We start from the raw sequence: 26,566 nt of genomic DNA, 5'->3' as shown, positions 1-26,566 counted from the left end.
ATGCATTTCGTTACAAAAAACATACATTTGATGCAATAATTTATTTTTAGTGTTAAAATATGTATATACTCATAATAGAGGTGAGAATAGTGAACAAACGAAATGGAATATTAACAAACTGTATAATTGTATGTAAGGATGTAGTTAAGTTTCAAGGATATAAATTTATATTTATGTCGTTAATTTTAATTTTTTTATCAATTGTGACGCCTTTTATTACAACTGTACTTCCAAGTTTTGCGGTATATCTTTTAACAAATAAATTTGATTTAGTAAATATATTAGTTTATATAGCTTTGTATGCTTTAATAATTATGATTTTTAATCTAATCATACAAAAGCTTAGCTTAGTTTATAAATTAAAGCTTATAAAGTATAGATTGATAAAGGGCAGAGAGTTGGATTATAAAATTATGGATACAGATTATTTAAATATTGATAATCCTAAAAATCATGTAAAAATTAGTAAAGCATCTATAGCTGTGTATGAAAATTATGATATCGGTTTTTCAGCATTGGTATTTGGTGCAAAAGATATTATTATTAGTGGATTATCTTTAATTTTATATGCTGCTATAACAGGAAGCTTAAATATATTTATAATTTTTTTATTGATTTTGTCTCCAATAATAAATATCATTGCTAATAATTTAAAGATAAAGTGGATTGAAAAAAACAAGTATATTTGGGATAAATACGATACTAAATTAAGATATCTAAAAGACGAATCAATTATGCAGAAAAATGGAAAAGATATTAGACTATATAAAATACAAAACTGGTTTAGTGATTTATTTAATAATTTACTTGAATTAAGGTTGTATTGGAGTAAAAAAGAATATAGAAATCAGTTATTAGTTGATATTACAAGTAGAATTGTAACATTAATACAAAATATAGTTGTTTATGGATATCTACTGTACAAGGTTTTCAATGGTATGAACATAGCTGCATTTATGTTGTATATAGGTGTAATCTCTGGTATTGGCAACTTGATTAGTGTTACATTTGATAAGTACGTATACTTAAGTGAAAACAATGTATATGTAAATGATTATTTGGATTTTTATAATATAAAGGACAATACTAACAGGGATAAAGGTATACCAATACCACATGGTGTAACTCATGAATTAGAATTCAAAAACATGACATTTAGATATCCAGAAACAGATAAACCTATATTTGATAAAATAAATCTGTCTATCAAAAAAGGTGAAAAAATTGCAATAGTTGGTGAAAATGGAGCAGGTAAAACAACATTTGTTAAGCTTTTGTGCGGATTGTATCAACCCGATAGCGGAGAAATATTGTTAGATGGAATAAATGTAAATAAATTTAATATAAAAAATTATTATAATGAATTTTCTGTAGTTTTTCAGGATGTATTTGCATTTGCGTTTTCTATAGCTCAAAATGTTGCTTGTGAAATCGTTGATGATATTGATAATGAAAAAGTGTATAGATGTTTGGAGTTAGCAGGACTTAAGGAAAAAATAGATTCTCTTGAAAAAGGAATTAACACACATTTATTAAAAGAGCTTAATGATGATGGTATACTTCTTTCAGGAGGAGAGCTTCAAAAGCTTATGCTTGCAAGAGCACTTTATAAGGACAGTAAATTTGTTGTTTTAGATGAACCGACAGCAGCCTTAGATCCAATAGCAGAAAGTGAAATGTATGAGAAGTATAATTCATTAATCAGAGGCAAGACAAGTATATTTATTTCACACAGATTAAGTTCAACAAGATTTTGTGATAGAATTTTGTTTATGAAAAATGGTGAAATTATAGAATCAGGAACCCATAATGAATTGATGAGCTTAAATGGTGAGTATGCAAAAATGTTTAATATTCAAGCTCATTACTATCAAAAGGAGGTAAAAGAAGATGAAGAAGCTTTTTAGTAATCTTTCTTTTCATAAGGAAGGTCTTAAGACACTTAAGTTAATTCACAAATGCGATTCTTCTGCCATTCCAGTAACGATACTTTATGCTTTAATTGATGCATTATTTCCATATATAAATATAATATTACCAGCTTATATTATTGATGGAATTATTAATCAAGACTTGAAGTTTACATTATATATGGTAGGCGCACTTATATTAGGAAATTTGATAATAGGTATAGTAAATGATTATTTAAAATACTTGTTTAGACAAATAACCTTTAAAATACATGAGTTAGTTAAAATAGCAATCAGAGAACATGCATTAGAACTTGATTATGAGGTTATTGAAGATCCAAAAGTGCTTGAATTAGTTACAAGTGCAGAATTTTCAATGAACCATCATGGTGGATTTGGGTTTTTACTGAAAAATTATAAAAACATAATTCAATCTATAATTTCTATTATAGCTTCATTGATTTTAGTATTAGGGCTCTGTTTTAAAGTATCTTATAGTACAGACGCATTAAGTATTTTAACTTCTCCACAGCTTTCTATTGTGTTTATTACTATATTTGTTTTAATAAATGCCTTTGTTAATTTGAAACTGACAAAATATTTAAATAATGAAAATTTAAAAGTATTTAATGAACAAATGGTATTCGAGAGAAGATTTATGTACTTTGTAAGTCAGTTAATATTTGATACACCTAAAGGTAAGATAATTAGACTTTTTAACTTAACACCATTAATAGTTGAGGAAGAAAAAGTTCACATGGATGCTTCATTCAATGGCTTGTCTGTAAAAATGTTTAAAATTATGATTAGCCAATCTTATGTTCAAGCATTTTTGAGTGGATTTTCGGTATTGTTTGCATATTTATTTGTTATTTTAAAAGCTATTACCAAAGCAATTACTATAGGTTCAATGACCAAATATATAGGAGCTATTTCACAGTTAAATACATCTGTCGTGGCTATGTTTAAGGCCAATGATGATATTAGGATTCAATGCTCATATGTGAAAAATTTCAATAAATTTATGGAAATTAAAAATGTAAGACATACTGGAACAATTCCAATAGAAAAAAGAGATGACAATGAGTATGAGATAGAGTTTCATAATGTTTCTTTCAATTATCCTTCTAATGATGAATTAATACTTGATAATGTTTCGTGTAAACTAACGCTTAAGAATAAAATGGCAGTTGTAGGACGTAATGGAGCCGGAAAATCAACATTTATCAAACTTTTATGCAGACTTTATGATCCAACAGAAGGGTATATAACATTAAATGGTGTTGATATTAAAAAATATGATTATTTAGAATATTTGAGTTTATTTGGTGTTGTTTTTCAAGATTTCAATTTATTTGCATTTTTACTTGAACAAAATGTATCAGCAAGTGTTGCTCCTGATAATAAAAAAGTTTGGAATTGTCTTGAGTTAGCAGGTATAAAGAACAGAGTTGAAAAGATGCCGCTTAAAGAAAAAACACCTTTATTTAAGTATGATGATGGAGGAATAGAATTAAGTGGTGGAGAGGCTCAAAAAATAGCAATAGCAAGGGCATTATATAAGGATGCACCTTTTGTAATACTTGATGAACCAACAGCAGCTCTTGACCCAATTAGCGAATACGAAATATATTCTAAATTTGATGAACTTGTTGAGGATAAAACGAGTATATATATTAGTCACCGTATGAGTAGTTGTAGGTTCTGTGATGATATCATAGTATTTGACAGGGGAAAAATTATTCAAAGGGGTAGTCATGATAAGTTACTAACTAATGAAAATGGACTGTATGCACATCTTTGGAATGCACAGGCTAAATATTACAAGAAAAAAGAAACTGCTTAAAATATTTAAAATGCCCAATATCTATTTTAAAAATATGGATATTGGGCTTGTGTTTTTATTGAAGTGGAATTGTTATTTCACTTGCGAATATTCCCGGTTCGTTTTGCAAATTAAGGTATCCTTCATATTTATCAACCAATATTTTTACTCTTTTCATTCCAAGACCATGATTTCCACGTTTTGTAGTTATATAGTTTTTTTCATTAAAACCAAGTTCTTCTTTTGCAGAATTTTGAACGGATATGTATAGCTGATTTTTAAGTGTTGAAATATATATTCTTATAAACCTTTTATTTTCATCTATCTTTTCACAAGCTTCAATTGCATTATCAAGTATATTGCCTAATATAACACACAAATCAATATCAGATATCGAAATATTTTCTGGTAAATTTGCTTTGCATTTAACATATATATTTTTATTATCAGCTAAGGATATTTTACTGTTGAGTATTGCGTCTAACATTAAATTACCTGATTTTACATAACTGTCTACTTTTACTAAATCCTGTTCGAGTTCCTGTAAAAAGTTATTTGCTTCTTTTATTTGATTTAATGCAAGATATGCTTTTACAGTTTGTATGTGTGTATGATAATCATGTCTCCAACCTCGCATATTCAAATAAATAATTTTAATTTCTTCATATTGTTTATGCAAAACGTCCTGTTGAAAGAATCTAGATGTTTTTTCAAAGCCAGCCTCATAACCTTTAAATGAAATTTCTAATATTGAAAAAATACTAAATGACAATATTGATATTATATATTGAAAAATGATTTTCGGGGCATTTATTGCCAATGCTATTAACAGTAAATATGTTATCAAAATAAATATACCGTTTGAAAGTTTTAGGTATTTTCTTTCTAATGAAAGTACTAAAAGTAAAAACAATGCTATTACTATAAATCTAATGCTACAAGGTATTTCTATAAAGTATTTTGCTATCAAATTCATTATAATAATCAAAGCCGGATAGAATATTATTTTATACCACTGAAGCTTGATGGAAATTTCATCATAAAACAAGTCGTAAAGTATTGTAGTAGTAAAAATTAGAATCCAGCCAACAGAGTTTAACTTTAATATGTAAAAAATTAAAATCCATAATACGTTCAACACTGATAAAATAACTAACTTTGTTTTTCCATTTTCAATGTTACCTATTTGGTATAGATAGTATGTATAGATTAATAAAAATATAAGATTGTTAACTAAATATTGCATTTATTACTCCTATAATATTGAATAAATAATTTGTTTAATTCTTGCCACTTTCCTCTTGCTATTGGTGTTGTCTTCCCATTATCAAGTGTTAGTTCTGTTTTATGTATTGTGTTAATATGATAAATATTTACTAAGTATGAACGGTGGCATTTATAAAATGTTTTTGAATTTAATATTGTTTCAATATGACTTATTCCCATATTTGTTTCAAAAGAAGAGGTATTTAAGTTGATAATAGTATTTCTTCCAATACTTTCGATAAAGTAAATATTCTTTTCTTTTATTTTTTTAGTTTCCCCTTGAGATTCTATAATTATATAAATATCCTTTTTATTTATATGTTCAAGTGCTCTATCGAGTGCTTTAAATAATTTATCATTGTTTATAGGCTTTATTATATAATCTACGGCTTGAACACCATAACCTTCAAATACATAATCAGATATAGCAGTTGTAAATATGATGCAAATATTATCCCCAAGTCCTCTTAATTTTTTTGCTAAGTCAATTCCTGTTAATGATTTCATTTGTATGTCAAGTATGAGTACATCATAATCTTTTTTATCTTCATATGAGAATAGAAAGGATTCACCACTATTAAATGTATCAATTGAAAAATTTAATTTTTTTGTTGTAAAATAATTTTTGCAAAGTGTTACAATTTCATTAAGTTGCAGCTTGTTGTCTTCGCAAATTGCTATTTTCATATTAACCACCTATATAATTTTATGTATAAATTATACCACATTATCCTAAATATTTACAGTTTATATTGCATGTATCAACTAACTTATGCATTCATATAATAATATATAAACACTTAATTCTAACATTAAAACATTATTATGAAAGGATGATATAAAATGTCTAAATTAGATAGTTTTTTCGATCATTTTAAAGAACGGTGCTATCAATATGAGTGTGATAGAGATGATTATGAAAATTTGAGAGAGAATGAATGTCATAGAGAGTATGATAATTTTTGCATTGATGAATGCGACATGATAGGGGATAAAATATTTGTTGATGGGTATATTTGTATACCTGAACGCAGGAGACATTGCAGTGAGTGTTGCCCTGAATGCCCAAAATATGTGAAGAAAAGATTTAAGGGAGAAATACAGATTTTATAATATCTTTTACTTAATTTAGTAAAATAGATAAATAGGAAAGATGCTTTTTTACGATTAGCATCTTTTTTTCATTTTTGTATTCCTATGGTTTTATGTAGCTTGCAATAATATTTTACTTATAATAAGTAAAATGATATAATTTATTTAATAAAATATAACTTAACTTAGAGGTGGTTTTATGAGCAGTATAGGTTTAGTATTAGAAGGTGGCGGCTTAAGAGGAGTATATACAGCGGGTGTTTTAGATGTTTTATTGGAAAATAATATCGAATTTGACTATTGTATTGGTGTTTCAGCTGGAGCTTGTAACGCAGTATCATTTATTTCTAAACAGAAGGGTAGAAACAGAGATGTTAACATTAATTACATTAATGACAAAAGGTATTTTGGAGTACACAATTTAGTAACAACTGGAAATATTTTTGGTGTTAAAATGATGTTTGATATTATACCTCATGAGCTTTTGCCATTTGATTATAATACATTTGAAAGTTCAAATTGTAAAATGGTTGTAGGGGTTACAGATATTGAAACTGGGGAACCTTGTTATTATGAAATTAAAGGATTAAGAGAAAAATATGATATAATAAATGCTTCTTCATCCCTTCCATTCTTATCAAAAATAGTTGAATACAATGGTAAAAAACTTTTAGATGGAGGAATGTCTGATTCTATTCCGATAAAAAAATCAATAAGTGATGGCAATGAAAAAAATGTAATAGTATTAACACAGCATAGAGGATATAGAAAGTCAAAATCAAAGATGGGTAGATATGCTAAAATAAAATATAGAAAATATCCTAATTTTATAAAAACACTAGCAGGTAGGCATATTGCTTATAATGATACACTTGATTTTATAAGTGATTTAGAAAATAAAGAGCAGGCCTTTGTGTTATGTCCTAGTGAACCATTAAATATGAGTAGGCTTGAGAGAAATACGGATGTTTTAAAAAGAGTGTATAATTTAGGAGTATCTGATACAATTAAAAAAATGAATGAACTTAAAAATTATATAAAACATAATTAATTTAATTTTATATTTCAAAATTATGTTTGAGTTAATAATCTTATCGTATAATTAAAATATAACAAATTAGTGAGGTACATTATGGAAAATGAATTACAAAAGGTATTTGTTAAAAATACGATAGTTCCACAAGATGTTGAAGAGGTTTTTGAACACGCCATGAAATTTCAGGAACTTATGATGATGTATAATTGTGCAATAAAGGAAGTTAAAACAAAATTAGAAGTTCTCAATGATGAATTATCAATTAGAAATAAACGTAATCCTATAGATTTTATTAAATCAAGAGTGAAAAAGCCTATGAGTATTGCTGATAAACTCGAAAGATATGGGTTTGATATAAATTTGAAATCAATTTTAGATAATTTAAATGATGTAGCAGGTATAAGAGTTGTTTGCCCATTTATAGACGATATTTATGATATAGCGCATATGCTTTCGATACAGGATGATATAAAAATAATCCAGATTAAAGATTACATAAAAAATCCAAAGCCAAATGGATATAGAAGCTATCATATGATTGTAGAAATTCCAGTGTTTTTTTCTGACAGAAAGCTACCCATGAAAGTTGAAATACAGATTAGAACAATAGCAATGGACTTTTGGGCAAGCTTAGAACATGAGTTAAAGTATAAAAAAAATGTACAAGAATCAGAAGAAATAGTTGATGAACTTAAGGAATGTGCAAAAATTATTAATCAGACTGATGCTAAAATGATGGAAATTAGGAATAGAATAAAAGAAGAATAATTTATGAAGACCTCTTATAAAAAAATAAGAGGTTTTTTATTAATATGTATGTCCAACTTCTATTTTCTTGCGTATATTGATTATATATAGACATATATGAAAAGAGGATAAAAATGGATGAAAAATTTCTTTTATTTGCAGAGTCGCTTAAGTTAGTTAGAAAAGCTGACATTGAAATAAATAATATAAATGTTATAAATGAAGTATATACAGATTTGTTGCCTAACAATGGGATTATGTCAAAATTCAATTTACCAAGAACCTCAGTACTAATCGGCAGAAAGGGTACTGGAAAATCAACAATTATGCAAAAATCTATATATGATATATCCAATGATGAATCAAAAGTTGGTTTGTATATAGATGTTAAGACGCTGTATGACAGTGCTACCCCAAGTCTAATAATTGGTGATGAACAAATTGATGTAGGCAATGAAATAATAAAGTATTTAGTATACAAAAACTTTCTGCTTGAAGTTATAAAAAAAACAAAAGAAGCTTTTTCAAAAACTATACATGGAATGGGGTTCATAAAAAAAACTTCGCATTTCATTTCAGGTGATGTTACAAAGGTTGAAAAAGAGTTTAAAAAAATAGAAGAATCTATAGATAATGTTTACAAAAATATTGATTTATCTCTCAGTAAATCAATAAAAAAATCAATTGAAACAAATAAGAAATCAAATGATAATGCTTCATTAGCAATTTCAACTAATCCAAGTTTAGATATTAGAACATTAAATGAAATGCAAAATTCATTCAAGGCAGAATTTCAATCTACAATGCTTAGATATTTGGATATAAAAAAATGCTTAATTGATAACTTTATAATTATAAGAGATATATTGAAAGTGAAATATTTGTATATATATCTTGATGATTACTCAGAAATAGATGAAAATGCTCAAGAATTATTTATGAACTGGATTATTGCTCCTTTAAATAACTTGTCAGAAAATTTTATTATATTTAAAATAGCTGCATATCCAGGAAGAATTTATACCGGAAAAATGGACAATCAAAAATTTGATGAAATTAATCTAGATTTTTTTGGAGCTTTATCAACGTACAGGAATATAGCTAAAATGGAGAATATAGCAATTAACTATACTAGAAGGCTTATCCAAAATAGGTTCAAAAAATATTTGAGAGGTTGCACAATTGATGATTATTTCGATATAAAAGAGGACGAGTTATATGAAATATTATTTGATGTTTCATTAAATATTCCAAGAAAACTTGGATATATATTGTCATTTTGCTATGAATCAAGTTTAGCATGCGGAAAAAAAATTACTAAAGCATGCATAGCCAACGCTGCGCTAAGGTACTATGAAGAGATTATTTTAAAATATTTTGAATCTAATAAATATGTTGTTAGGAGTTTTGATGATAGGGTTTCAATTGAAAATCAAAAGGAATTAATAAATAAAATTATTAATAAAGAGGTAGAAAATAAAAGTTTTATAATTAAATCTGAGGCAAAAATATTTAATATAATTAATCCACCTACAAGCCATTTTTTAGTTAATAATAAAATCACTAAGTTCTTAGACACATTAGAGCTCAATGGATATATTAGTACGTATAATAAGTTGAATGACAAGTATAATCAACCGTCTACGTTGTACGCACTTGATTATGGGCTTTGCAAAAAGTATAATTTAAATTTCGGAAGACCTAAAGATTCCAAGCTAAGAAAATATTATAATGACTATAAATTTATGTTTAATGATCTTGTTAGAGAACATTTTGATGAAGTACAAATTATTATATGTGACAAAGGACATGAATTTAGTATCGACATGCTCCCAGAATTAGAGAAATTTTCTATGACTTGTCCAGAGTGTTTAAAAGAAAAAATATTTTCAATATGCAAAGTGCAAATATCCAATAGAGCATTTACTGAAAATGTGCTAGATTACGAAAATAATGGAATCAATTTAGATGACTATATGGAATATGAGCTATTAAACTTTTTATATGAAAGTGGTTCTTCTAAATCCTTTAGTGCTATCCAAATATCTCAAGAATTGGATTATAGTTGGCAATTAATAGCAAAACGTGCTGGAAAACTAATTGATAAATTTTTGATATGTTTAGATACTAATAAGAGACCTAGTGACAAGAGATATTATAAAATATGTGAAAGCACAGAGACAATTTTGAATACACATAAAAATATAAAGATAAGGTTTACAGAATAATTTACTTGATATATAATAAATGTAAATTTTGTGATAATAAGTATTATGGGGGATTTATGAAAACATTTGTGGGAATATTAATTGTGATTGTGGGATTAGTAGATTTGCTGTTTCCAAATTTTGGATGGTATATATCGTGTGGGTGGAAATATGAAAATGCAGAGCCTTCAGATGTAGCATTTAAAGTTTACAGACTTTTAGGATTACTAATTATAATAGCAGGTTTTATATATATTTATCAGTAAATAAATAATAAGCTTGTCATTTGATAAGCTTATTTATTTTGTTGATAAATATACCAAAAACGCTTATAATTAGACAAAAGGTTATAATTAATTTAATTGGGAGGAAAATATGTATATTGATAAAGAAAAAGCATTGAGTAATTTACAAAAAACTTTTAGTAATTTTATTGATTATGTAAATAACGATATTGAAAAAGTAACTTTACAAGATTTTAATTCTGAAGAAACAATGTTAGTCATAATAGATATGGTCAATGGATTTGTTAGGGAAGGAGTATTAAGTAGTCCTTTTGTTGATAATATATCTAAAAAACTATCTTTATTTGCCAAAAACTGTGAAGATTTAAATATACCTATTATAGCTTATGCAGACACACATGATAGTAATTGCAAGGAATTTAAAAGTTTCCCTGTGCATTGCGTTAAAAATACATATGAAGCTGAGCTTATTGATGAGCTGAAATCTATAAAATCCATTATGAAAGTAGAGAAAAATTCAACTAACTCATTTATCGCAAAGAATCCATTAGAATTAGCTGATAGAAATATAAAAAATATTTTGGTTGTAGGATGTGTAACAGATATATGTGTTAGAGATTTTTCAAAAACATTTAATAAATATTTAGATGATAAAAATATTGATGCGAACGTATTTTTAATAGAAAATTTAGTAGAAACTTATGATATTGAAGGATATCATGATAGACAGATGGAACACTTGTTAGCACTTTATGATATGAAATCATCCGGTATAAAAATAGTAAATATGAAATTATAAAAGTTAGACTTTTAAGAAGTTCAATTATTTAGTGTTTTCTAAAAATTTTATTTTCTAAATTAAAAATTATAGCAAATACGATTAAATTAAAGATATTTTAATAAATTCTTTAAAAAAGGCATAAAACCTAGCTAAATTACTAATAATACTAGATATATTTATGAATTTCAAATAAATTATAGCTTGAATTTGAAAATAAATAAGTTATAATAATCTTATAAAGGTCAAAGAAAGTCAAAGTCAAAGTCAAATTTAAATAGTATTATTAGGAGGTAAATTATGAATCCACAAAAATTTACGCAAAAATCATTAGAGGCGATACAAGATGCACAAAGCATTGCTACACAATATCAAAATGCACAAATAGAACAAGAGCACTTGCTTTATTCACTATTAATACAAGAAAATGGACTTATTTTACAGTTAATAAAAAAAATGAATATAAATAGTGAGCTTTTTATTAATTCAGTTAAGAAAGCCGTTGAAAACTTGCCACATGTGATAGGTAGTGCCAGAGAAGCATCTTCTGTATATGTTTCTCAGGATGTAGATAAAGTTTTAAATATGTCATTAAATGAAGCTAGTAGAATGAAGGATGAATTTGTTTCTGTAGAGCATATTATGCTGTCCCTCATAGAAGCTGCAAATGGTAAATCAAAGGAAATACTTAAACAATATGATATAAAAAGAGCAAATTTTTTAAAAGTTTTAATGTCTGTTAGGGGTAATACAACAGTAACAAATGATACACCAGAAGATACATATGATGTACTTAATAAATATGGTAGTGATTTAGTAGAACTTGCTAAAAATCATAAATTAGATCCAGTTATAGGCAGGGATTCGGAGATAAGAAATGTTATTAGAATTTTGTCTAGAAAAACTAAAAATAATCCAGTCTTAATAGGTGAACCTGGCGTAGGTAAAACAGCAATTGCAGAAGGACTTGCACTTAGAATTGTTCGAGGTGATGTACCAAGTAACTTAAAGAACAGAAAAATATTTTCACTTGATATGGGTTCTTTAGTTGCTGGAGCGAAATTTAGAGGTGAGTTTGAAGAAAGACTAAAATCAGTTTTATTAGAGGTTAAAAAAAGCGAAGGTAAAATTATATTGTTTATAGATGAGCTTCACACTATAGTTGGTGCTGGTAAAACTGATGGAGCAATGGATGCAGGTAATTTGTTGAAACCAATGCTTGCAAGAGGCGAACTACACTGTATTGGTGCAACAACATTAAATGAGTATAGGCAATATATTGAAAAAGATGCAGCACTTGAAAGACGTTTTCAACCGGTAATGGTAGATGAACCAACTGTAGAGGATACAATTTCAATTTTAAGAGGATTGAAAGAAAGATACGAGGTTTATCATGGTGTTAAAATACAAGATCAAGCACTTATTGCTGCAACTACACTTTCAAACAGATATATATCAGATAGATTTTTACCTGATAAAGCAATAGATTTAGTTGATGAAGCTTGCGCATTAATTAAAACCGAAATGGATTCTATGCCAACTGAGTTGGATGAAATTTCTCGTAAAATTATGCAACATGAAATTGAAGAAGCGGCACTAAAAAAAGAAAATGATACTTTATCAAAGGGACATTTAAGTGATATACAAAAAGAATTGGCTGATATGAGAGCAAAGTTTAAAGAGATGAAAGCTAAATGGGAAAATGAAAAGGACGCCATTTCAAAGGTTCAAAAGCTAAGGGAAGAAATAGAAAAAGTTAATGTAGATATTGAAAAAGCAGAAAGAAGCTATGATTTAAATAAAGCAGCAGAATTAAAGTATGGAAAACTTCCACAGTTGCAACATGAATTAGAAGTTGAAGAGCAAATAGCCGAAAAAGTTGAAAATTCAAGAATACTTTTAAGAGATAAAGTTACTGAAGAAGAAATAGCTCGGATAGTTGCTAGATGGACGGGAATTCCGGTTTCAAAATTAATGGAAGGTGAACGAGAAAAAATTCTAGGACTGGAAGGTATTTTACACCAAAGAGTTATTGGTCAAAATGAAGCAGTTGAAAAAGTTAGTGAAGCTATAATGCGTTCAAGAGCTGGTATACAAGATCCAAACAGACCTATTGGTTCGTTTCTATTCTTAGGGCCTACTGGTGTAGGTAAAACTGAGCTTGCTAAAACATTATCTCAGGTTCTTTTTGATGACGAAAAAAATATGATCAGAATTGACATGAGTGAGTATATGGAAAAATACTCGGTTTCTAGACTTATAGGAGCACCTCCAGGATATGTAGGATATGAAGAAGGTGGGCAACTTACAGAAGCTGTTAGAAGAAAACCATATTCAGTCGTTTTGTTTGATGAAATTGAAAAGGCTCATTCAGATGTATTTAATGTTTTGCTACAGGTTTTAGATGATGGACGTATAACTGATTCACAAGGTAGAACTGTAGATTTTAAAAACACAATAATTATATTGACTTCAAATATAGGTTCACCAAATATACTTGATGGGATTGGTAACGATGGTCGAATTAGCGCAAACGCCAAAAAACAGGTTATGATGCTTTTAAGACAACAGTTTAGACCAGAATTTTTAAATAGATTAGACGAAATAGTATTTTATAAACCACTAAATAAACATGAAACTTACAGTATAGTTGACTTATTGATTAACGATTTACAAAAAAGACTTAAGGATAAACAAATAAATGTATCTATAACTGATAAAGCTAAAGAATATATAGTTGATGAAGGCTATGATTTAGTTTATGGTGCAAGACCACTAAAAAGATTTATTCAAAGCAAGATTGAAACATTAATTGCAAGAATAATAGTTAGTGGTGATGTAAAGCAGGGAGATAGCTTAATAATCGATTATGATGGAGATAAATTAATTATTAATGGGAGGGAATAATGTCAAACTTAAGTGATATAATTGAAGATTTTATAAATGAATTAATAGAAAGTACCAATAATTCTTTTATAGAAATTCAAAGAAATATGTTAGCTCAACAATTTGATTGCTCTCCTTCACAAATTAATTACGTTTTATCTACAAGATTTAATAGTGATAAAGGGTATATAATTGAAAGCAGACGTGGTGGAGGTGGATATGTTAAAATTTTTAAGGTGGATACATCTTCTGATGAACACCTTGAAAACATACTTAATAAAAGTATAGGAGATAGCATAACACTTAATAGAGCCAATGATATTTTAAATGTATTTAATCAAAAGGGAATTATTACATTGAAAGAGCAAAATATAATAAAGGCGGCTATAAATGATAGAGCCTTAAATAGAATATTTTATGAAGATAGAAATAGATTAAGAGCAGATGTATTAAAAGAAGTATTGTTAGCATTAATTAATGAAGAAAGTGAATAATTAAAGGAGGCATTTATAATGTTATGTAATGAATGTGAAAAGAATACTGCTACAGTTCATGTGACAAAAATAATAAACGGAGTTAAAACAGAAACACATCTCTGTGAGGAATGTGCAAAAAAACAACAAGCTTTTTTTAATAATAATTTTTCAATGGAAAATTTATTAGCCGGTATGCTAAATGAAGCATTTACAGAAAGTTACAAGGATGCAATGCCTTGCAAAACATGTGGTATGACTTTCGATGAATTTAAAAAAATTGGAAAATTTGGATGTAGTGATTGCATTTCAATGTTTAGAGATAGATTGATGCCAACTATAAAAAATTTGCAAGGCTATGATTCTCATATAGGTAAAATACCTAAAAAAGCTGGTCAAAAATATAGAAACCAAAATGATATTGAAAAATTAAAAGTAGATCTACGAAGTATGATAGATCAAGAGAGATATGAAGATGCAGCTGTTATTAGAGATAAGATAAAAGATTTAGAAACTAGAATAATTGAAGAATAGGTGGTGATAATATGGAACAAAATAATATAATTAATCAAAATAATATTGTTATTAGCTCTAGAGTAAGACTTGCAAGAAATTTAAAGAACATTAAATTTTTAAATAAAATGAGCCAAGAGGATGCTTATAAAATAATAGATGACGTAAAATTGATAATTGATTCGAATGAAACAATGTCTAAGTTTGGGTTTAAACTATATTATTTAAAAGATATACCGGATATAGAATTAAATATTTTAGTTGAAAAACATATTATTAGTGCTCAGCTAGTAAATAATAAAAATAAATCAGCATATTTGATTAGCGAAAATAAAAAAATAATCATTATGATAAATGAGGAGGATCATATTCGAATTCAGGTGATAAATGATAATTTTAATATTGAAGGTTGTTTGAAAATTGCCAATGAAATAGATGATATATTAGAGGAAAAACTTGAGTTTGCTTTTGATAAAAAATTAGGTTATATATCATCTTGTCCTACAAATTTAGGTACAGGAATGAGATCCTCTACCATGCTTCATTTACCAGCACTTGCAATGACAAATCAATTAGAGAGAATGCTAATTGCAGTATCTCAAATTGGGGTGGCAGTTAGAGGAGTTTATGGTGAAGGTACTAAGTCAATGGGGAACTTGTATCAAATATCTAATCAAGGTACATTAGGAGCACAAGAAGAGACATTAGTAGAAAGAATTAGACAGATTACTATGCAACTTGTGGAAAAAGAAATTGATACAAGAAACAAACTGTTGACAAACAATAGAATATATATTGAAGATGAAGTATATAGAGCTTATGGTATATTGAAAAATGCTAGAATTATTCAAAATCAAGAGGCAATGCAGCGTTTGTCAATGGTTAAAATGGGAATAGAAATGGGTATTTTGAATACTCTAGAGAGTAAAGATATAGATAACCTTATGGTTAAGGTTCAGGAAAATAGTGTTCAAATGCAACTTGATTCAGGGTTTACACAAAAGGAAAGAAATTTAAAAAGAGCAGATATATTAAGAAAAGAAGTTGTATAGATATGTTGGTAGGAGGAAAAAATGGCAAATGAATTTAATAATTCAGCTAAGAGTGTTTTAAAATATGCTCAAGATGAAGCTGTCAGATTTAAGCATTCAGTTCTAGGTACAGAGCATATTCTACTGGGGCTAATGATTGAAAAGGACGGAATTGCAGGAGAAATATTAAGACGTAGGATTAGTATAGATGATGTTAGAAAATCTGTAGAAAAAAAGTCTGGTTTAGGTGATCAGATACCTAATTTTATTGCAATAAGCCCAAGAACAAAAAATATTATAGAAATGGCAAATAGCTATTCTAGAAAAATAGGGCTGAATTATACTGGTACAGAATCTATATTGTTAGCGTTAATCAATGAGGGTGAAGGTATTGGTGTACAAATACTCTCTAATTTAACAAGCATCAAGGATGTTTACAATGAGGTGTTAAAAACTATAAGAAATAAAGTAAATTTAAAATTTGATTCAGGCTCAAGTATAGAAGGTGACTTTGATGAAAAAAATACAATTACTCTAAACAAGTATGGCGTAGATTTAAACAAGCAAGCATCTTTAGATAAAATTGACCCTGTTATTGGAAGAAGTAGTGAAATTGAAAGAATTATACAAATATTATCTAGAAGAACAAAAAATAATCCTTGCTTAATTGGTGAGCCTGGCGTAGGAAAAACTGCGATTGCAGAGGGCCTTGCGCAAGAAATAGTGAATGGGGATGTGCCTGAAATATTAAGAAATAAACGAATTATCACACTTGATATAGCAGGAATGGTTGCAGGTGCTAAATACAGAGGAGAATTTGAAGAAAGATTAAAAAATTGTATGAAGGAAATTAAAGATAATGGTAACATTATATTATTTATTGATGAGCTTCATACAATTATAGGAGCAGGAGGAACTGAAGGCTCGATTGATGCATCTAATATATTGAAACCTTCGTTAGCAAGAGGTGAAATTCAGGTTATAGGTGCAACAACGATTGATGAATATAAAAAACACATTGAAAAGGATGCGGCATTGGAAAGAAGATTTCAGCCAATAATTGTAGAAGAACCTTCTGTTGAAGATACGAAATTGATTTTAAAAGGCCTTAGAGACAAATATGAAGCTCATCATAAAATAGTAATAACTGATGAAGCAATAGATGCAGCTGCTAAATTATCCCATAGGTATATTTCTGACAGATTTTTGCCAGACAAAGCAATAGATTTAATTGATGAAGCAGCATCTAAGGAAAGGCTAAAAAGTGTAACAGCGCCTAAAAACCTTAAGGTTATTGAAGAAAAAATTAAAGAAATTAAGCAACAAAAAGAAGATGCTATTAAAAATCAACTCTATGAAGATGCTGCTAAATTTAGAGATGAAGAAAAAGCATTGGTTGAGCAATTGAATAACGAAAAAGATCAATGGAAATCAAACCAAAATTCTAAGGATAAATCTATTGGATATGAGGAAGTAGCGGATGTAGTAGCAAAATGGACTGGCATTCCAGTAAAAAGGTTACAGGAAGATGAATCTATGAGATTACTCGATATGGAAAAAATAATCCATAAAAGAGTTATAGGGCAGGAATTAGCTGTTGAATCAGTTTCAAAGGCTATAAGACGTGCTAGAGTAGGACTTAAAGATCCTAATAAACCAATTGGAACATTTATTTTTCTAGGACCAACAGGAGTTGGAAAAACTGAGCTTTGCAAGGCGTTAGCTGAAGTAATGTTTGGAGATGAAAATGCTATAATTAGAATTGATATGTCTGAGTATATGGAAAAACACTCTGTTTCTAAAATGGTAGGTGCACCTCCAGGATATATTGGTTTTGATGATGGAGGACAACTAACTGAAAGAGTTAGAAGAAAACCTTATAGTGTAATATTATTTGATGAGATTGAAAAAGCTCACCCAGACGTATTTAATATATTGCTACAAATGCTTGATGATGGTAGATTAACAGATTCTAAGGGTAGAACAGTAGATTTTAAAAATACAGTTATAATTATGACATCAAATGTTGGAGCTAATACAATTTCAAAACAAAGAACTTTAGGATTTAGCACCAATATAACTGAGGAAGAAAAATCTGAGTATGAAAAAATGAAAGAAAACGTTATGGCACTGCTTAAGGAATCTTTTAAACCTGAATTTTTAAATAGAATTGATGAAATAATTGTTTTCCATTCATTAAATAAGAAAAATATAGAAAGTATTGTTTCGGTTATGGTTGATAAGTTATCTGATAAATTAAACGAGTTAGGGATAAATATAGAAGTTAGCAATGAAGCAAAAAAACTATTAGCAAGTGAAGGCTTTGATAAAACATATGGAGCTAGACCGTTGCAAAGAGAGATAAGAAGAAAAATAGAAGATAGGTTATCAGAGGAAATTCTAAAGGGGACTATCAATAAAACTGATACTATAAGGGTAACTGTTGAAGATGAAGATTTAAAATTTAAGACAAAAAGAAAAAGAAAAACTACAAAAACTCAATAAAGGTTAAGCCACATTTTAAAGTAATGTGGCTTTTGTTTTAAATAATAGGTGTTTAATTTGATAGTTCTTCAATTATATCTGTGTATATGTTTTCAATTTCATCAAAGTCAATACTACTTGAGTAGTAACTATCTAGTTTTTTTTGAGTTGTACGAACTTCTTTTAGCTTAAGAATACCTGCATTTATTTGTTTTTTGTATTTTGAAGATATATTGTTTAAAATTGTGGAATTATTTTCATCAAAATTTTCAGGCAATAATTTTTCATATAGATCTATAACTATATCATTGTCTCTAGTTGGAAAGAATTCATGAGGAAATGTGCTATCAAATATGCATGTATCTAATGCATCAATTACAACCATATCTACACTATCAACATCAGAAGCACAGTTGTAGATATCAACATCAAATCCATAATCCTGTGCTTTATTGGCTATCTTTTTCATCATAGTTGATTTTCCAGTACCAGGTTTTCCCTTTATATAATATCTATTTTCGATATTTTCAATAATTTCTTCAACATAGTTTGTAGCACCATTTGGAGAAATTGCGCCAAAAAATCTAACTCTCACAAGTGGATTGTTTTCATTTCTATTTTTATTAGTATCATACATATCTTTAGTTTTAAAAATGGCATTAATAACATCATCGGCTATTTCATCAGCTTTTTCAAAATCCATAGATTCAAGATATACTTCTTCCCAATCATCATGTATTACTTTTGCTTTTCTAAAATATTCACAAGCAGAATTTAAATGAGTATTAATATTTTTGGTGTGTTCAATTTCTTCAATTGAGTTTTTACCGAATTGTTTGATAGACTTATTTAAGTCAATAAAAACAGTAGTTCCGAATATTTTATCAATAGCGTATTCGCAAATAATTCCAATATTTAAAGTTATGTTGATTATTCCATCAATTTGTGTATTGTCTAATGGGTTATGAATTATTTCTATTACATGATCGTTTTCTATAAAGTATTTTTTGAATTTATTTTGCAAATAAGTGGTTATAGTTGTTGATTTGCACCTTAACGCATATATTTTGTCTAGTTGTATTATATTTGAATCTATTAAATTATAAGCGCATTTTGAATTGTATGTTAGACAGTAATAATTGCTAATTCTATTTTTCATAACATTCTCCTTGTAGAAATATAATTTTTAAATACTATATTATATGTTATACAGTAATAATTATTAAAAATTAAATCAAAATTGATAAATGTATATGTTTTGCTATTAATACATGATTAAAACTGCTAAATGGTTATTTTGTGTCAAAAAATATATTAAATTGTCCTATTTTATAAAATTATATAACTTTGCATAATCGTTTATATATATACAACACAAAGCATATATATAAATAAGAACTGCTTTTTTAAATACAAAATAGAATATTTTGTAAAAAATAAAAAGTAGTAATTTATTTAAATATCAATATATATCCCTTGTATGAAACAATAATGGGGTATTGTGTTAAATAATTGTAAAAAATAGAATGGTTATAATTATTAATAAAATTATAAAAATATGGTAAATATACTTGATATAATATACAAGATATTATATAATAATAGTAGTATAAGTAGAATAATGTAAAGATTTAATAAATTATAGGGGGAAATTATGAGCTATTTTGACAATATCACAACAACGTTGTTAAATAAAAACCTTGATGGTTTGTGGCTAAGGCAACAGGTTACAATGGAAAATATTGCAAACCAGTCAACACCAAACTATAAAAGTAAGTATGTAGATTTTGAACATGAATTACAGAATAAAATTGCGTTAATAAATAGAAACGAAATAAATAAGGTATCAGAAATTAAAAATAAACTTAATGATAGTAGAATTTTACTAGGAGAAAATGATGATAAGACATCAAGACTAGATGGAAATAATGTAGACGTTGAAAAGGAAAATATGGAGCTTGCAAAAACACAGCTGAATTATAATTATACAGTTAGCGAATTGAATTCTTATTTTACAAGAATGAAAATGGCTATTTCTGGTTTGAAATAATAACAAATAGTTTATAGGAGGATCATAGCATGAGCTTTTTACAATCAATGAATATCAGTGGTTCAGCACTAACTGCACAAAGATTACGAATGGATATTATTTCTGAAAATATTGCAAATATAGATACAACACGTACACAAAAAGGTGGGCCGTATAAAAGAAAAATGGTTGTTTTTGAGTCTAAAGACCAAACTAATACTATCTTTAGCCAAATGTTAAATAATATAAAAGGTATAGATGGAATTAAAGATGCTAATACAAACAAAGGTGTTGAAGTATCTGGAATTATTGAAGATGAAGAACCATTTAAATTAGTATATAATCCTACTCATCCAGATGCAAACGAAGATGGATATGTTGAAATGCCGAATGTAGATTCTTTAAAAGAAACAATAGATATGATGGAAGTAGTAAGAGCATATCAATCAAATATTACAGCTTTAAATGCTATAAAAGAAATGGCTTCTAAAGCATTAGAAATTGGAAGGTAGGTATTTTTATGATTATAACACCAATTAATAAAATAAATGGATTAGATGAAATTAGCAAGATAGGACAATCAACAAAAACTAATAAAGCATTGAATGACAATACAAAATTACCATTTAGTGATATATTTTCAAGTGCTTTAAACGACTATAAAGATGCTGAAAATCAAGTTAATAATGATATTTATGAGTTATCAACTGGTCAAAGCGATGATTTACATAACTTAATGATAAATACTAAAAAAGCTGAAATGTCTTTAGACCTATTTATTCAAATAAGAAATAAAGCATTAGAAGCATATAAAGAATTGATTGGAATGGGGATATAGGATAAGGGCTTATATGTGGATTTAATTATATGATAAAATTTATTGGGAGCAAATATGGAAGAGCAACTAAAAAATTCAGGTAAAAACATAATAGAGTTTGTGAAAAAACTCAGTAAAAAAGTAAAGATAATAATTATTTCTGCTACATCTGTACTTATCATTGGAGCAATTATATTAACTATAATTATGAATAAAACTAATTATGTAGTATTGTTTTCTGATTTAGAGGATGAAGAAGTAACAGAGGTAATGGCAAAGCTAAAAGATAAAAATGTAGAATACAAATATGAAAAAAGTGGACAAATCTTAATTCCTGAAAAAAACGAATCTTTAGTGAGAATGCAACTTTCTGAGGAGGGCTATCCTCATTCAGGGCTTAATTATGATATTTTCACAAAAAACATTGATTTTATGACTACTGATTATGAGAAAAGGAAATATGATTTGTACCAGTTACAGGAAAGAATTAGTGCTTCAATTGAAACAATTAAAGGTGTAAAAGAAGCAATTGTCAATATAGCAATTCCAGAAAACGATAATTACGCTTGGGACACAAACAAGGATGAATCTTCTGCAAATGTAAAAATAAACATGTTTTCAGGCTATGCACTAACTAAATCACAAGTTAGCGGCATACAAAATTTAATTAAAACTAGTATAGTCGGATTGAAAACAGAAAATATATCTATTACGGACACAGATGGAAATGATTTAACAACTTCTAATGAGCTTATGCAAACAGATACGCTTAAACTAAAACTTGAAATAGAAAGAGAAATACAAAATGAGGTTGAAAGTAATATTGCTAAATTGCTAACTAAAGGCTATGGAAAAGATAATGTTGAAGTTTCAGCAAAGTGCAATATTAATCTTGATAAAAAAATCAGTGAAAATTTACAGTACATACCAAACTAGGATACTAACAAAGGCGTTGTCAATAAAGAGGATAATGACACTGAAATAGTAGGTGAAGGTGAAGCTAAAGGCGGAGTAGTAGGAACAGAAAACAATTCCGAAGTTCCAGTATATCCGGAAGTTACTATAAATGGCGATGATATATATTATAAAGATAAAAGTACAATTGACTATTTAGTAAGTCAAATTAAAGAGCAAGTACAACATGAACCCGGAAGTATTGAAAAAATGACTGTTGCTGTTATTGTCAACAAAGAAAAAATGACTGATGATGAAAAGTCGAATATGAAAGAGTTGATAGCATATGCAGCAGGTATTGATATAAAAGATGTTGCGTTACATAATATTAAGTTCAATGAACCTATTGTTGAAGTATTTGATGATAAAGGTAATGTAAAAGCATTGACTGACAAAGAAAAAATGATAATTGCAGTAGGTATAGTAGCGCTTATATTGATTTTATTTATTATAATACTTATTTCTAAAAAAATTAAAAAAGCAAAGCTTAAAAAGTTAGAAAAAGAAATGATTGAAAATCCTAATCAAGATACATCAGAGGATTCATGGGATAGTATTAAAGATGATATTGAAGTTAAAGAAACTAAAGAGGTTGCACTTAAAAAACAAATTTCCGAATTTTCATCTACTAACCCAGAAATAACAGCACAACTTATTAGAACTTGGTTGAAAGGAGAAGATAACTAATGGCTAGAGAAGATTTATCCAATAAACAAAAAGCTGCAGCCATAATTATTGCGTTAGGTGCTGAAAATGCCTCAAAGGTTTACAAGTACTTAAAAGAAGACGAGATTGAGCAATTAACATTTGAAATTGCTCAAATCACACCAATATCTCCTGAAATCAACGAACGAATTTTGGAAGATTTTTATGGTATATGTTTAACACAAAAATTTATAACTGAGGGCGGAGTAGAATATGCTAAAGACGTTCTAGAAAAAGCATTCGGACAACAAACAGCTGCAAATCTTTTAGAACGAGTTTCTAAAACAATGAAAACAAAAGCTTTCGATTTTATTAGAAAAGCTGATTATAAAAATTTGCTTTCTATTATACAAAATGAACATCCACAAACTATAGCTCTTATATTATCATATGCTAGGTCAGAACAAGCAGCTGCAGTTATTGGAGAATTGTCAAAAGAAAAACGTCTTCAAGTAGTAGAGAGAATTGCAAAGATGGATAGAACTTCCCCAGAAGTAATTAAGCAAGTAGAAAGTGCTTTGGAAAAGAAATTTATGTCAGTTGTTTCAGTTGACTTTGCTGAAATTGGTGGTATTAACTATATTGCTGATGTAATGAACAATATGGATAGAGGAAATGAAAAATATATATTTGATGAATTAAGTAAAAAAGATATGAAGCTTACAGACGAAATTAGAAAAAGAATGTTTGTATTTGAAGATATTATTAGTCTTAGTGGTAGAGACATACAACGTTTTGTACGTGAAGTTGATACTAAAGATTTAGTTTTAGCATTAAAGGGTTCGAATACAGAGGTAGCTGAAGCGTTCTTTGCTAATATGTCTCAAAGAATGAAAGATACAATTAAGTCTGAATTAGAGTATACTCATAATGTAAGATTAAGAGATGTTGAAGAAGCACAACAAAGAATAGTTTCAATTGTTAGAAGATTGGAAGAAGAAGGCGAAATTGTAATTACAAAAGGCGGAAAGGATGAAATAATTGTCTAGTATAATTAAATCCAGTGATGTTGTTATTAAAGGCTTTCATAGTAATAATTATGGAGAAATAAAGTCTTTGAATATAAATGTAGTTGATGAAGAAACAGTTTTAGAAGAAGTAAATGCAAGAAAAGAAAAAATTATTTCAAATTCTGTTCAAGAAGCTAAAGAGATTATTGAAAAAGCTAATGAGTCTAAAATACAAATACAAAAAGAAGCTATTATAGAAATACAAAAGATGAAAAAAGAGGCCTATACTGAGGGATTTGAACTTGGGAAAAAAGATGGCTATGAGGATGGTAAAAAGCAGGGTTATACAGATGCTGAAAAAGAACTGCTTAATAAGAAGGAAGAATTAGTTGCTGAACTATTAAAACAAATATGTTTAGTAGAAGACAGTAAAGAGGAAGTAATTAAAAATTACAAAGATGGGTTATCTGAACTTGCAATAAATATGGCAGAGAAAATAATAAAAACAGAAGTTAATCAAAATGAAGATGTAATAAAAAATCTTCTAACTGAATCAATTAATAGCTACAAAAACATTGAGTGGCTAAAAATATATTTGTCAAGTAAAGATTACATTACAATTTCAACTGATAAAGACATTATGGAAAAGCTATTGAAAATTTCAGAACATGTCAAACTTGAAGTTTTGACTGATAGTGAAAATGGAGAATTAATTATAGAAACTCCGGATAATGTTATTAATGCAGGAGTAAATACGCAGGTTAAAAACCTTAAGAGCATTATATTTGGAGCACAGGAGAGCTAATTTGAACTTTGATGATATAAATAAATTATTAAGAAAATCTGATTTATGTACACACATGGGAAAAGTTAAGCAAATTTCTGGACTTAAAATTGAAGCAACAGGTACAAAGTACAAAATCGGAGAGATATGTAAGATAGTTACAGATAATAATAAATCAATTGATGCCGAGGTTGTTGGCTTTAATGACAGTAAAGTACTATTAATGCCATACCAAGATATAAAGGGTGTTGGACTAGGAAATGTTGTTGTATCAACTGGAAAAAAGTTATCAATACCTGTGGGAGACTTTTTAAAAGGCAGAATAATTAACTCTAAGGGAGAACCAATTGATGGTAAAGGTGAGTTTAAAAATGTAACTTCTGTATCATATGTTGACAATGAGTATATTAATCCATTGGAAAGACCAAGAATTAATTCCACACTAAGCTTTGGAGTCAAGGCGATTGACGGTATACTTAGTATCGGCAAAGGTCAAAGAATGGGTATCTTTGCTGGCAGTGGAGTAGGTAAAAGTACATTGTTAGGTATGGTAGCTAAAAATGTTAAAGCTGATATTAATGTTATTGCTTTAGTTGGTGAAAGAGGAAGAGAAGTTAGAGAATTTATTGAGAAAGACTTAGGAGAAGAGGGCTTGAAACGTTCTGTTTTAGTGGTTGCAACTTCAGATCAACCTGCTATGCTTAGGATAAAATGTGCTTTGGTTGCTACAACAATTGCAGAATATTTTAAGGACCAGGGTAAAGATGTGTTGTTGATGATGGATTCTTTAACTAGATTTGCAATGGCTCAAAGAGAGATAGGACTTGCAACAGGAGAGCCACCAGTTGCGAGAGGATATACCCCATCGATATATGCTGAATTACCTAAGCTTTTAGAAAGAAGCGGTAACTTCGGAAACGGTTCTATAACCGGTATTTATACTGTATTGGTAGAGGGTGATGATACTAATGAACCTATATCCGATACAGTTAGAGGTATAGTTGATGGACATATTGTTTTAACTCGTGCATTAGCAAATAGAAACCATTTTCCGGCAATAGATATAAATGCAAGTATTTCTCGTTTGATGAATGATATTGTTGGTGATAAACATAATGCGTTAGCAAAAAAGTTAAGAGATATTTTATCTTTATACTATGCAAATTATGACTTAATTTCAATTGGTGCATATAAAAGTGGAACAAATGCAACTCTTGATGATGCAATACAAAAAATAAATAATGTAAATAGTTTCTTACAGCAAGGAATAAATGAAAGTTTCACTTTTGAAGAGACACTAAACTTGTTAGAAGAAGTTGTACAAGATAAATAGAGGTAAAAAAAGATAATATGAAAAAATTTGAATTTTCCTTGGAGAAAATATTACAATTCAAAAATCAAAATTTAAAGAATTTGAAAAATGATTTAAGTAATTTGCAATTTCTCCTATCAAAAAAAGATGAAGAAATAGAAAATTTAAAAATTAAGTACATAAAATCTGATAATCTTTATATAGAAAAAACTAGAACTTTAATATTATCTTATGAAATACAGTATTACAAAGATTATATGAATTCATTGTTAAATTTAATCAAGAAAAAAAGTGAAGAAAAACAAATTTTGTTAAAGAAAATTGAGTTAAAGAAACTTGAAATAATTGAGATGAATAGAGAAATTTCAACAATTGATAAGCTGAAAGAGAAAAAGGTAGATGAGTACAATAAGGCATTACAGAAATCAGAAGAAATATTTATTGAAGAATTTGTGACTGCTTCAAGCTTGATGAGTACTCAAAACTTTTAAATAAATTTAATCAATATTGAGAGGAGGTGAA

Annotated in this window: 25 protein-coding genes; 22 read left to right on the top strand and 3 right to left on the bottom strand. The window is 28.0% G+C overall.

All coding sequences use genetic code 11. The features are described 5' to 3' along the window. The first annotated feature begins 89 nt into the window (after positions 1-89). Complete coding sequence (locus JYG23_RS07720; RefSeq protein WP_207237863.1) at positions 90-1,907, top strand: ABC transporter ATP-binding protein; 1,818 nt, start codon at positions 90-92, stop codon at positions 1,905-1,907. Then, positions 1,891-3,756 carry an ABC transporter ATP-binding protein gene (locus tag JYG23_RS07715; RefSeq protein WP_207237862.1) on the top strand — a complete coding sequence of 622 codons (1,866 nt, stop codon included), beginning with the start codon at positions 1,891-1,893 and terminating at the stop codon, positions 3,754-3,756. Before JYG23_RS07720 ends, JYG23_RS07715 begins: the two co-directional genes overlap by 17 nt. Positions 3,757-3,811: 55 nt before the next feature. Here the strand turns inward: JYG23_RS07715 and JYG23_RS14835 are convergent, their stop codons facing one another. Then, positions 3,812-4,981, bottom strand: coding sequence for a sensor histidine kinase (locus JYG23_RS14835; RefSeq protein WP_242631654.1), 1,170 nt, complete (start codon positions 4,979-4,981; stop codon positions 3,812-3,814). Further along, on the bottom strand, positions 4,969-5,688 hold the full coding sequence (locus tag JYG23_RS07705; protein ID WP_207237861.1) for a LytTR family DNA-binding domain-containing protein: 720 nt from the start codon (positions 5,686-5,688) through the stop codon (positions 4,969-4,971). Before JYG23_RS07705 ends, JYG23_RS14835 begins: the two co-directional genes overlap by 13 nt. A gap of 156 nt (positions 5,689-5,844) precedes the next feature. Between JYG23_RS07705 and JYG23_RS07700 the strand changes: the two genes are divergently transcribed. The 11 genes from JYG23_RS07700 (at position 5,845) to JYG23_RS07650 (ending at position 18,514) form a co-directional block, all read left to right on the top strand. Continuing rightward, complete coding sequence (locus JYG23_RS07700) at positions 5,845-6,114, top strand: hypothetical protein (protein ID WP_207237860.1); 270 nt, start codon at positions 5,845-5,847, stop codon at positions 6,112-6,114. Between the two features lie 178 nt (positions 6,115-6,292). Beyond that, complete coding sequence (locus JYG23_RS07695; RefSeq protein WP_207237859.1) at positions 6,293-7,144, top strand: patatin family protein; 852 nt, start codon at positions 6,293-6,295, stop codon at positions 7,142-7,144. A gap of 81 nt (positions 7,145-7,225) precedes the next feature. Then, complete coding sequence (locus tag JYG23_RS07690; protein ID WP_207237858.1) at positions 7,226-7,897, top strand: GTP pyrophosphokinase family protein; 672 nt, start codon at positions 7,226-7,228, stop codon at positions 7,895-7,897. 113 nt (positions 7,898-8,010) lie between these two features. Beyond that, complete coding sequence (locus JYG23_RS07685) at positions 8,011-10,104, top strand: hypothetical protein (RefSeq protein WP_207237857.1); 2,094 nt, start codon at positions 8,011-8,013, stop codon at positions 10,102-10,104. A 56-nt stretch (positions 10,105-10,160) separates the two neighbouring features. Then, a complete protein-coding gene (locus tag JYG23_RS07680) occupies positions 10,161-10,349 on the top strand; it encodes a DUF6199 family natural product biosynthesis protein (RefSeq protein WP_207237856.1) in 189 nt (62 codons plus the stop codon). A gap of 109 nt (positions 10,350-10,458) precedes the next feature. Further along, the gene (locus tag JYG23_RS07675) at positions 10,459-11,127 is read left to right on the top strand and encodes a cysteine hydrolase family protein (protein WP_207237855.1); all 669 of its coding nucleotides are present in this window, start codon (positions 10,459-10,461) and stop codon (positions 11,125-11,127) included. 279 nt (positions 11,128-11,406) lie between these two features. After that, a complete protein-coding gene (clpB, locus tag JYG23_RS07670) occupies positions 11,407-14,013 on the top strand; it encodes an ATP-dependent chaperone ClpB (RefSeq protein ID WP_207237854.1) in 2,607 nt (868 codons plus the stop codon). Beyond that, complete coding sequence (locus JYG23_RS07665) at positions 14,013-14,486, top strand: CtsR family transcriptional regulator (RefSeq protein WP_207237853.1); 474 nt, start codon at positions 14,013-14,015, stop codon at positions 14,484-14,486. The genes clpB and JYG23_RS07665 overlap by 1 nt, the downstream gene beginning before the upstream one ends. 18 nt (positions 14,487-14,504) lie before the next feature. Continuing rightward, a complete protein-coding gene (locus JYG23_RS07660; RefSeq protein WP_207237852.1) occupies positions 14,505-14,999 on the top strand; it encodes a UvrB/UvrC motif-containing protein in 495 nt (164 codons plus the stop codon). A gap of 11 nt (positions 15,000-15,010) precedes the next feature. After that, positions 15,011-16,030 carry a protein arginine kinase gene (locus JYG23_RS07655; protein ID WP_207237851.1) on the top strand — a complete coding sequence of 340 codons (1,020 nt, stop codon included), beginning with the start codon at positions 15,011-15,013 and terminating at the stop codon, positions 16,028-16,030. A gap of 21 nt (positions 16,031-16,051) precedes the next feature. Then, positions 16,052-18,514: an ATP-dependent Clp protease ATP-binding subunit gene (locus JYG23_RS07650; RefSeq protein WP_207237850.1), complete on the top strand. Its 2,463-nt coding sequence runs from the start codon at positions 16,052-16,054 to the stop codon at positions 18,512-18,514. A 52-nt stretch (positions 18,515-18,566) separates the two neighbouring features. Here JYG23_RS07650 and JYG23_RS07645 read toward each other — a convergent pair whose 3' ends face one another. After that, positions 18,567-19,652 (bottom strand): hypothetical protein, encoded by a 1,086-nt coding sequence (locus JYG23_RS07645; protein ID WP_207237849.1) that lies wholly within the window; start codon positions 19,650-19,652, stop codon positions 18,567-18,569. Between the two features lie 495 nt (positions 19,653-20,147). Between JYG23_RS07645 and flgB the strand changes: the two genes are divergently transcribed. The 9 genes from flgB to JYG23_RS07600 are packed head-to-tail and all read left to right on the top strand — an operon-like array spanning position 20,148 to position 26,535. After that, positions 20,148-20,543 carry a flagellar basal body rod protein FlgB gene (gene flgB / locus JYG23_RS07640; RefSeq protein WP_207237848.1) on the top strand — a complete coding sequence of 132 codons (396 nt, stop codon included), beginning with the start codon at positions 20,148-20,150 and terminating at the stop codon, positions 20,541-20,543. Between the two features lie 29 nt (positions 20,544-20,572). Next, positions 20,573-21,034 carry a flagellar basal body rod protein FlgC gene (flgC, locus tag JYG23_RS07635; RefSeq protein WP_207237847.1) on the top strand — a complete coding sequence of 154 codons (462 nt, stop codon included), beginning with the start codon at positions 20,573-20,575 and terminating at the stop codon, positions 21,032-21,034. Positions 21,035-21,042: 8 nt separating this feature from the next. Then, the gene (gene fliE, locus JYG23_RS07630; RefSeq protein WP_207237846.1) at positions 21,043-21,360 is read left to right on the top strand and encodes a flagellar hook-basal body complex protein FliE; all 318 of its coding nucleotides are present in this window, start codon (positions 21,043-21,045) and stop codon (positions 21,358-21,360) included. A 54-nt stretch (positions 21,361-21,414) separates the two neighbouring features. Beyond that, positions 21,415-22,275 (top strand): flagellar basal-body MS-ring/collar protein FliF, encoded by an 861-nt coding sequence (gene fliF, locus JYG23_RS07625; protein ID WP_207237845.1) that lies wholly within the window; start codon positions 21,415-21,417, stop codon positions 22,273-22,275. A 45-nt stretch (positions 22,276-22,320) separates the two neighbouring features. Further along, positions 22,321-22,980, top strand: coding sequence for a flagellar M-ring protein FliF C-terminal domain-containing protein (locus JYG23_RS07620; RefSeq protein WP_207237979.1), 660 nt, complete (start codon positions 22,321-22,323; stop codon positions 22,978-22,980). Beyond that, positions 22,980-23,987 (top strand): flagellar motor switch protein FliG, encoded by a 1,008-nt coding sequence (fliG, locus tag JYG23_RS07615; protein ID WP_207237844.1) that lies wholly within the window; start codon positions 22,980-22,982, stop codon positions 23,985-23,987. The genes JYG23_RS07620 and fliG overlap by 1 nt, the downstream gene beginning before the upstream one ends. Further along, the gene (locus JYG23_RS07610) at positions 23,980-24,753 is read left to right on the top strand and encodes a FliH/SctL family protein (RefSeq protein ID WP_207237843.1); all 774 of its coding nucleotides are present in this window, start codon (positions 23,980-23,982) and stop codon (positions 24,751-24,753) included. Before fliG ends, JYG23_RS07610 begins: the two co-directional genes overlap by 8 nt. Positions 24,754-24,808: 55 nt before the next feature. Beyond that, on the top strand, positions 24,809-26,065 hold the full coding sequence (fliI, locus tag JYG23_RS07605; RefSeq protein ID WP_207237978.1) for a flagellar protein export ATPase FliI: 1,257 nt from the start codon (positions 24,809-24,811) through the stop codon (positions 26,063-26,065). 17 nt (positions 26,066-26,082) lie between these two features. Then, entirely contained in the window at positions 26,083-26,535 is a 453-nt protein-coding gene (locus JYG23_RS07600) for a hypothetical protein (RefSeq protein ID WP_207237842.1), read from the top strand. Positions 26,536-26,566: the final 31 nt, after the last annotated feature.

It is taken from the genome of Sedimentibacter sp. zth1 (assembly GCF_017352195.1).
Taxonomy (GTDB): Bacteria; Bacillota; Clostridia; order Tissierellales; family Sedimentibacteraceae; genus UBA1535.
Note: the sequence above shows the minus strand (reverse complement) of the source record. Positions and strands in the feature narration are given on the sequence as shown.

Bases quoted from the DNA above. Each gene is read 5' to 3' on its own strand.
- JYG23_RS07715 (WP_207237862.1), top strand. From the start codon at position 1,891: ATGAAGAAGCTTTTTAGTAATCTTTCTTTTCATAAGGAAGGTCTTAAG.
- JYG23_RS14835 (WP_242631654.1), bottom strand. From the start codon at position 4,981: ATGCAATATTTAGTTAACAATCTTATATTTTTATTAATCTATACATAC.
- JYG23_RS07705 (WP_207237861.1), bottom strand. From the start codon at position 5,688: ATGAAAATAGCAATTTGCGAAGACAACAAGCTGCAACTTAATGAAATT.
- JYG23_RS07700 (WP_207237860.1), top strand. From the start codon at position 5,845: ATGTCTAAATTAGATAGTTTTTTCGATCATTTTAAAGAACGGTGCTAT.
- JYG23_RS07695 (WP_207237859.1), top strand. From the start codon at position 6,293: ATGAGCAGTATAGGTTTAGTATTAGAAGGTGGCGGCTTAAGAGGAGTA.
- JYG23_RS07690 (WP_207237858.1), top strand. From the start codon at position 7,226: ATGGAAAATGAATTACAAAAGGTATTTGTTAAAAATACGATAGTTCCA.
- JYG23_RS07685 (WP_207237857.1), top strand. From the start codon at position 8,011: ATGGATGAAAAATTTCTTTTATTTGCAGAGTCGCTTAAGTTAGTTAGA.
- JYG23_RS07680 (WP_207237856.1), top strand. From the start codon at position 10,161: ATGAAAACATTTGTGGGAATATTAATTGTGATTGTGGGATTAGTAGAT.
- JYG23_RS07675 (WP_207237855.1), top strand. From the start codon at position 10,459: ATGTATATTGATAAAGAAAAAGCATTGAGTAATTTACAAAAAACTTTT.
- clpB (WP_207237854.1), top strand. From the start codon at position 11,407: ATGAATCCACAAAAATTTACGCAAAAATCATTAGAGGCGATACAAGAT.
- JYG23_RS07665 (WP_207237853.1), top strand. From the start codon at position 14,013: ATGTCAAACTTAAGTGATATAATTGAAGATTTTATAAATGAATTAATA.
- JYG23_RS07660 (WP_207237852.1), top strand. From the start codon at position 14,505: ATGTTATGTAATGAATGTGAAAAGAATACTGCTACAGTTCATGTGACA.
- JYG23_RS07655 (WP_207237851.1), top strand. From the start codon at position 15,011: ATGGAACAAAATAATATAATTAATCAAAATAATATTGTTATTAGCTCT.
- JYG23_RS07650 (WP_207237850.1), top strand. From the start codon at position 16,052: ATGGCAAATGAATTTAATAATTCAGCTAAGAGTGTTTTAAAATATGCT.
- JYG23_RS07645 (WP_207237849.1), bottom strand. From the start codon at position 19,652: ATGAAAAATAGAATTAGCAATTATTACTGTCTAACATACAATTCAAAA.
- flgB (WP_207237848.1), top strand. From the start codon at position 20,148: ATGAGCTATTTTGACAATATCACAACAACGTTGTTAAATAAAAACCTT.
- flgC (WP_207237847.1), top strand. From the start codon at position 20,573: ATGAGCTTTTTACAATCAATGAATATCAGTGGTTCAGCACTAACTGCA.
- fliE (WP_207237846.1), top strand. From the start codon at position 21,043: ATGATTATAACACCAATTAATAAAATAAATGGATTAGATGAAATTAGC.
- fliF (WP_207237845.1), top strand. From the start codon at position 21,415: ATGGAAGAGCAACTAAAAAATTCAGGTAAAAACATAATAGAGTTTGTG.
- fliG (WP_207237844.1), top strand. From the start codon at position 22,980: ATGGCTAGAGAAGATTTATCCAATAAACAAAAAGCTGCAGCCATAATT.
- fliI (WP_207237978.1), top strand. From the start codon at position 24,809: ATGGGAAAAGTTAAGCAAATTTCTGGACTTAAAATTGAAGCAACAGGT.
- JYG23_RS07600 (WP_207237842.1), top strand. From the start codon at position 26,083: ATGAAAAAATTTGAATTTTCCTTGGAGAAAATATTACAATTCAAAAAT.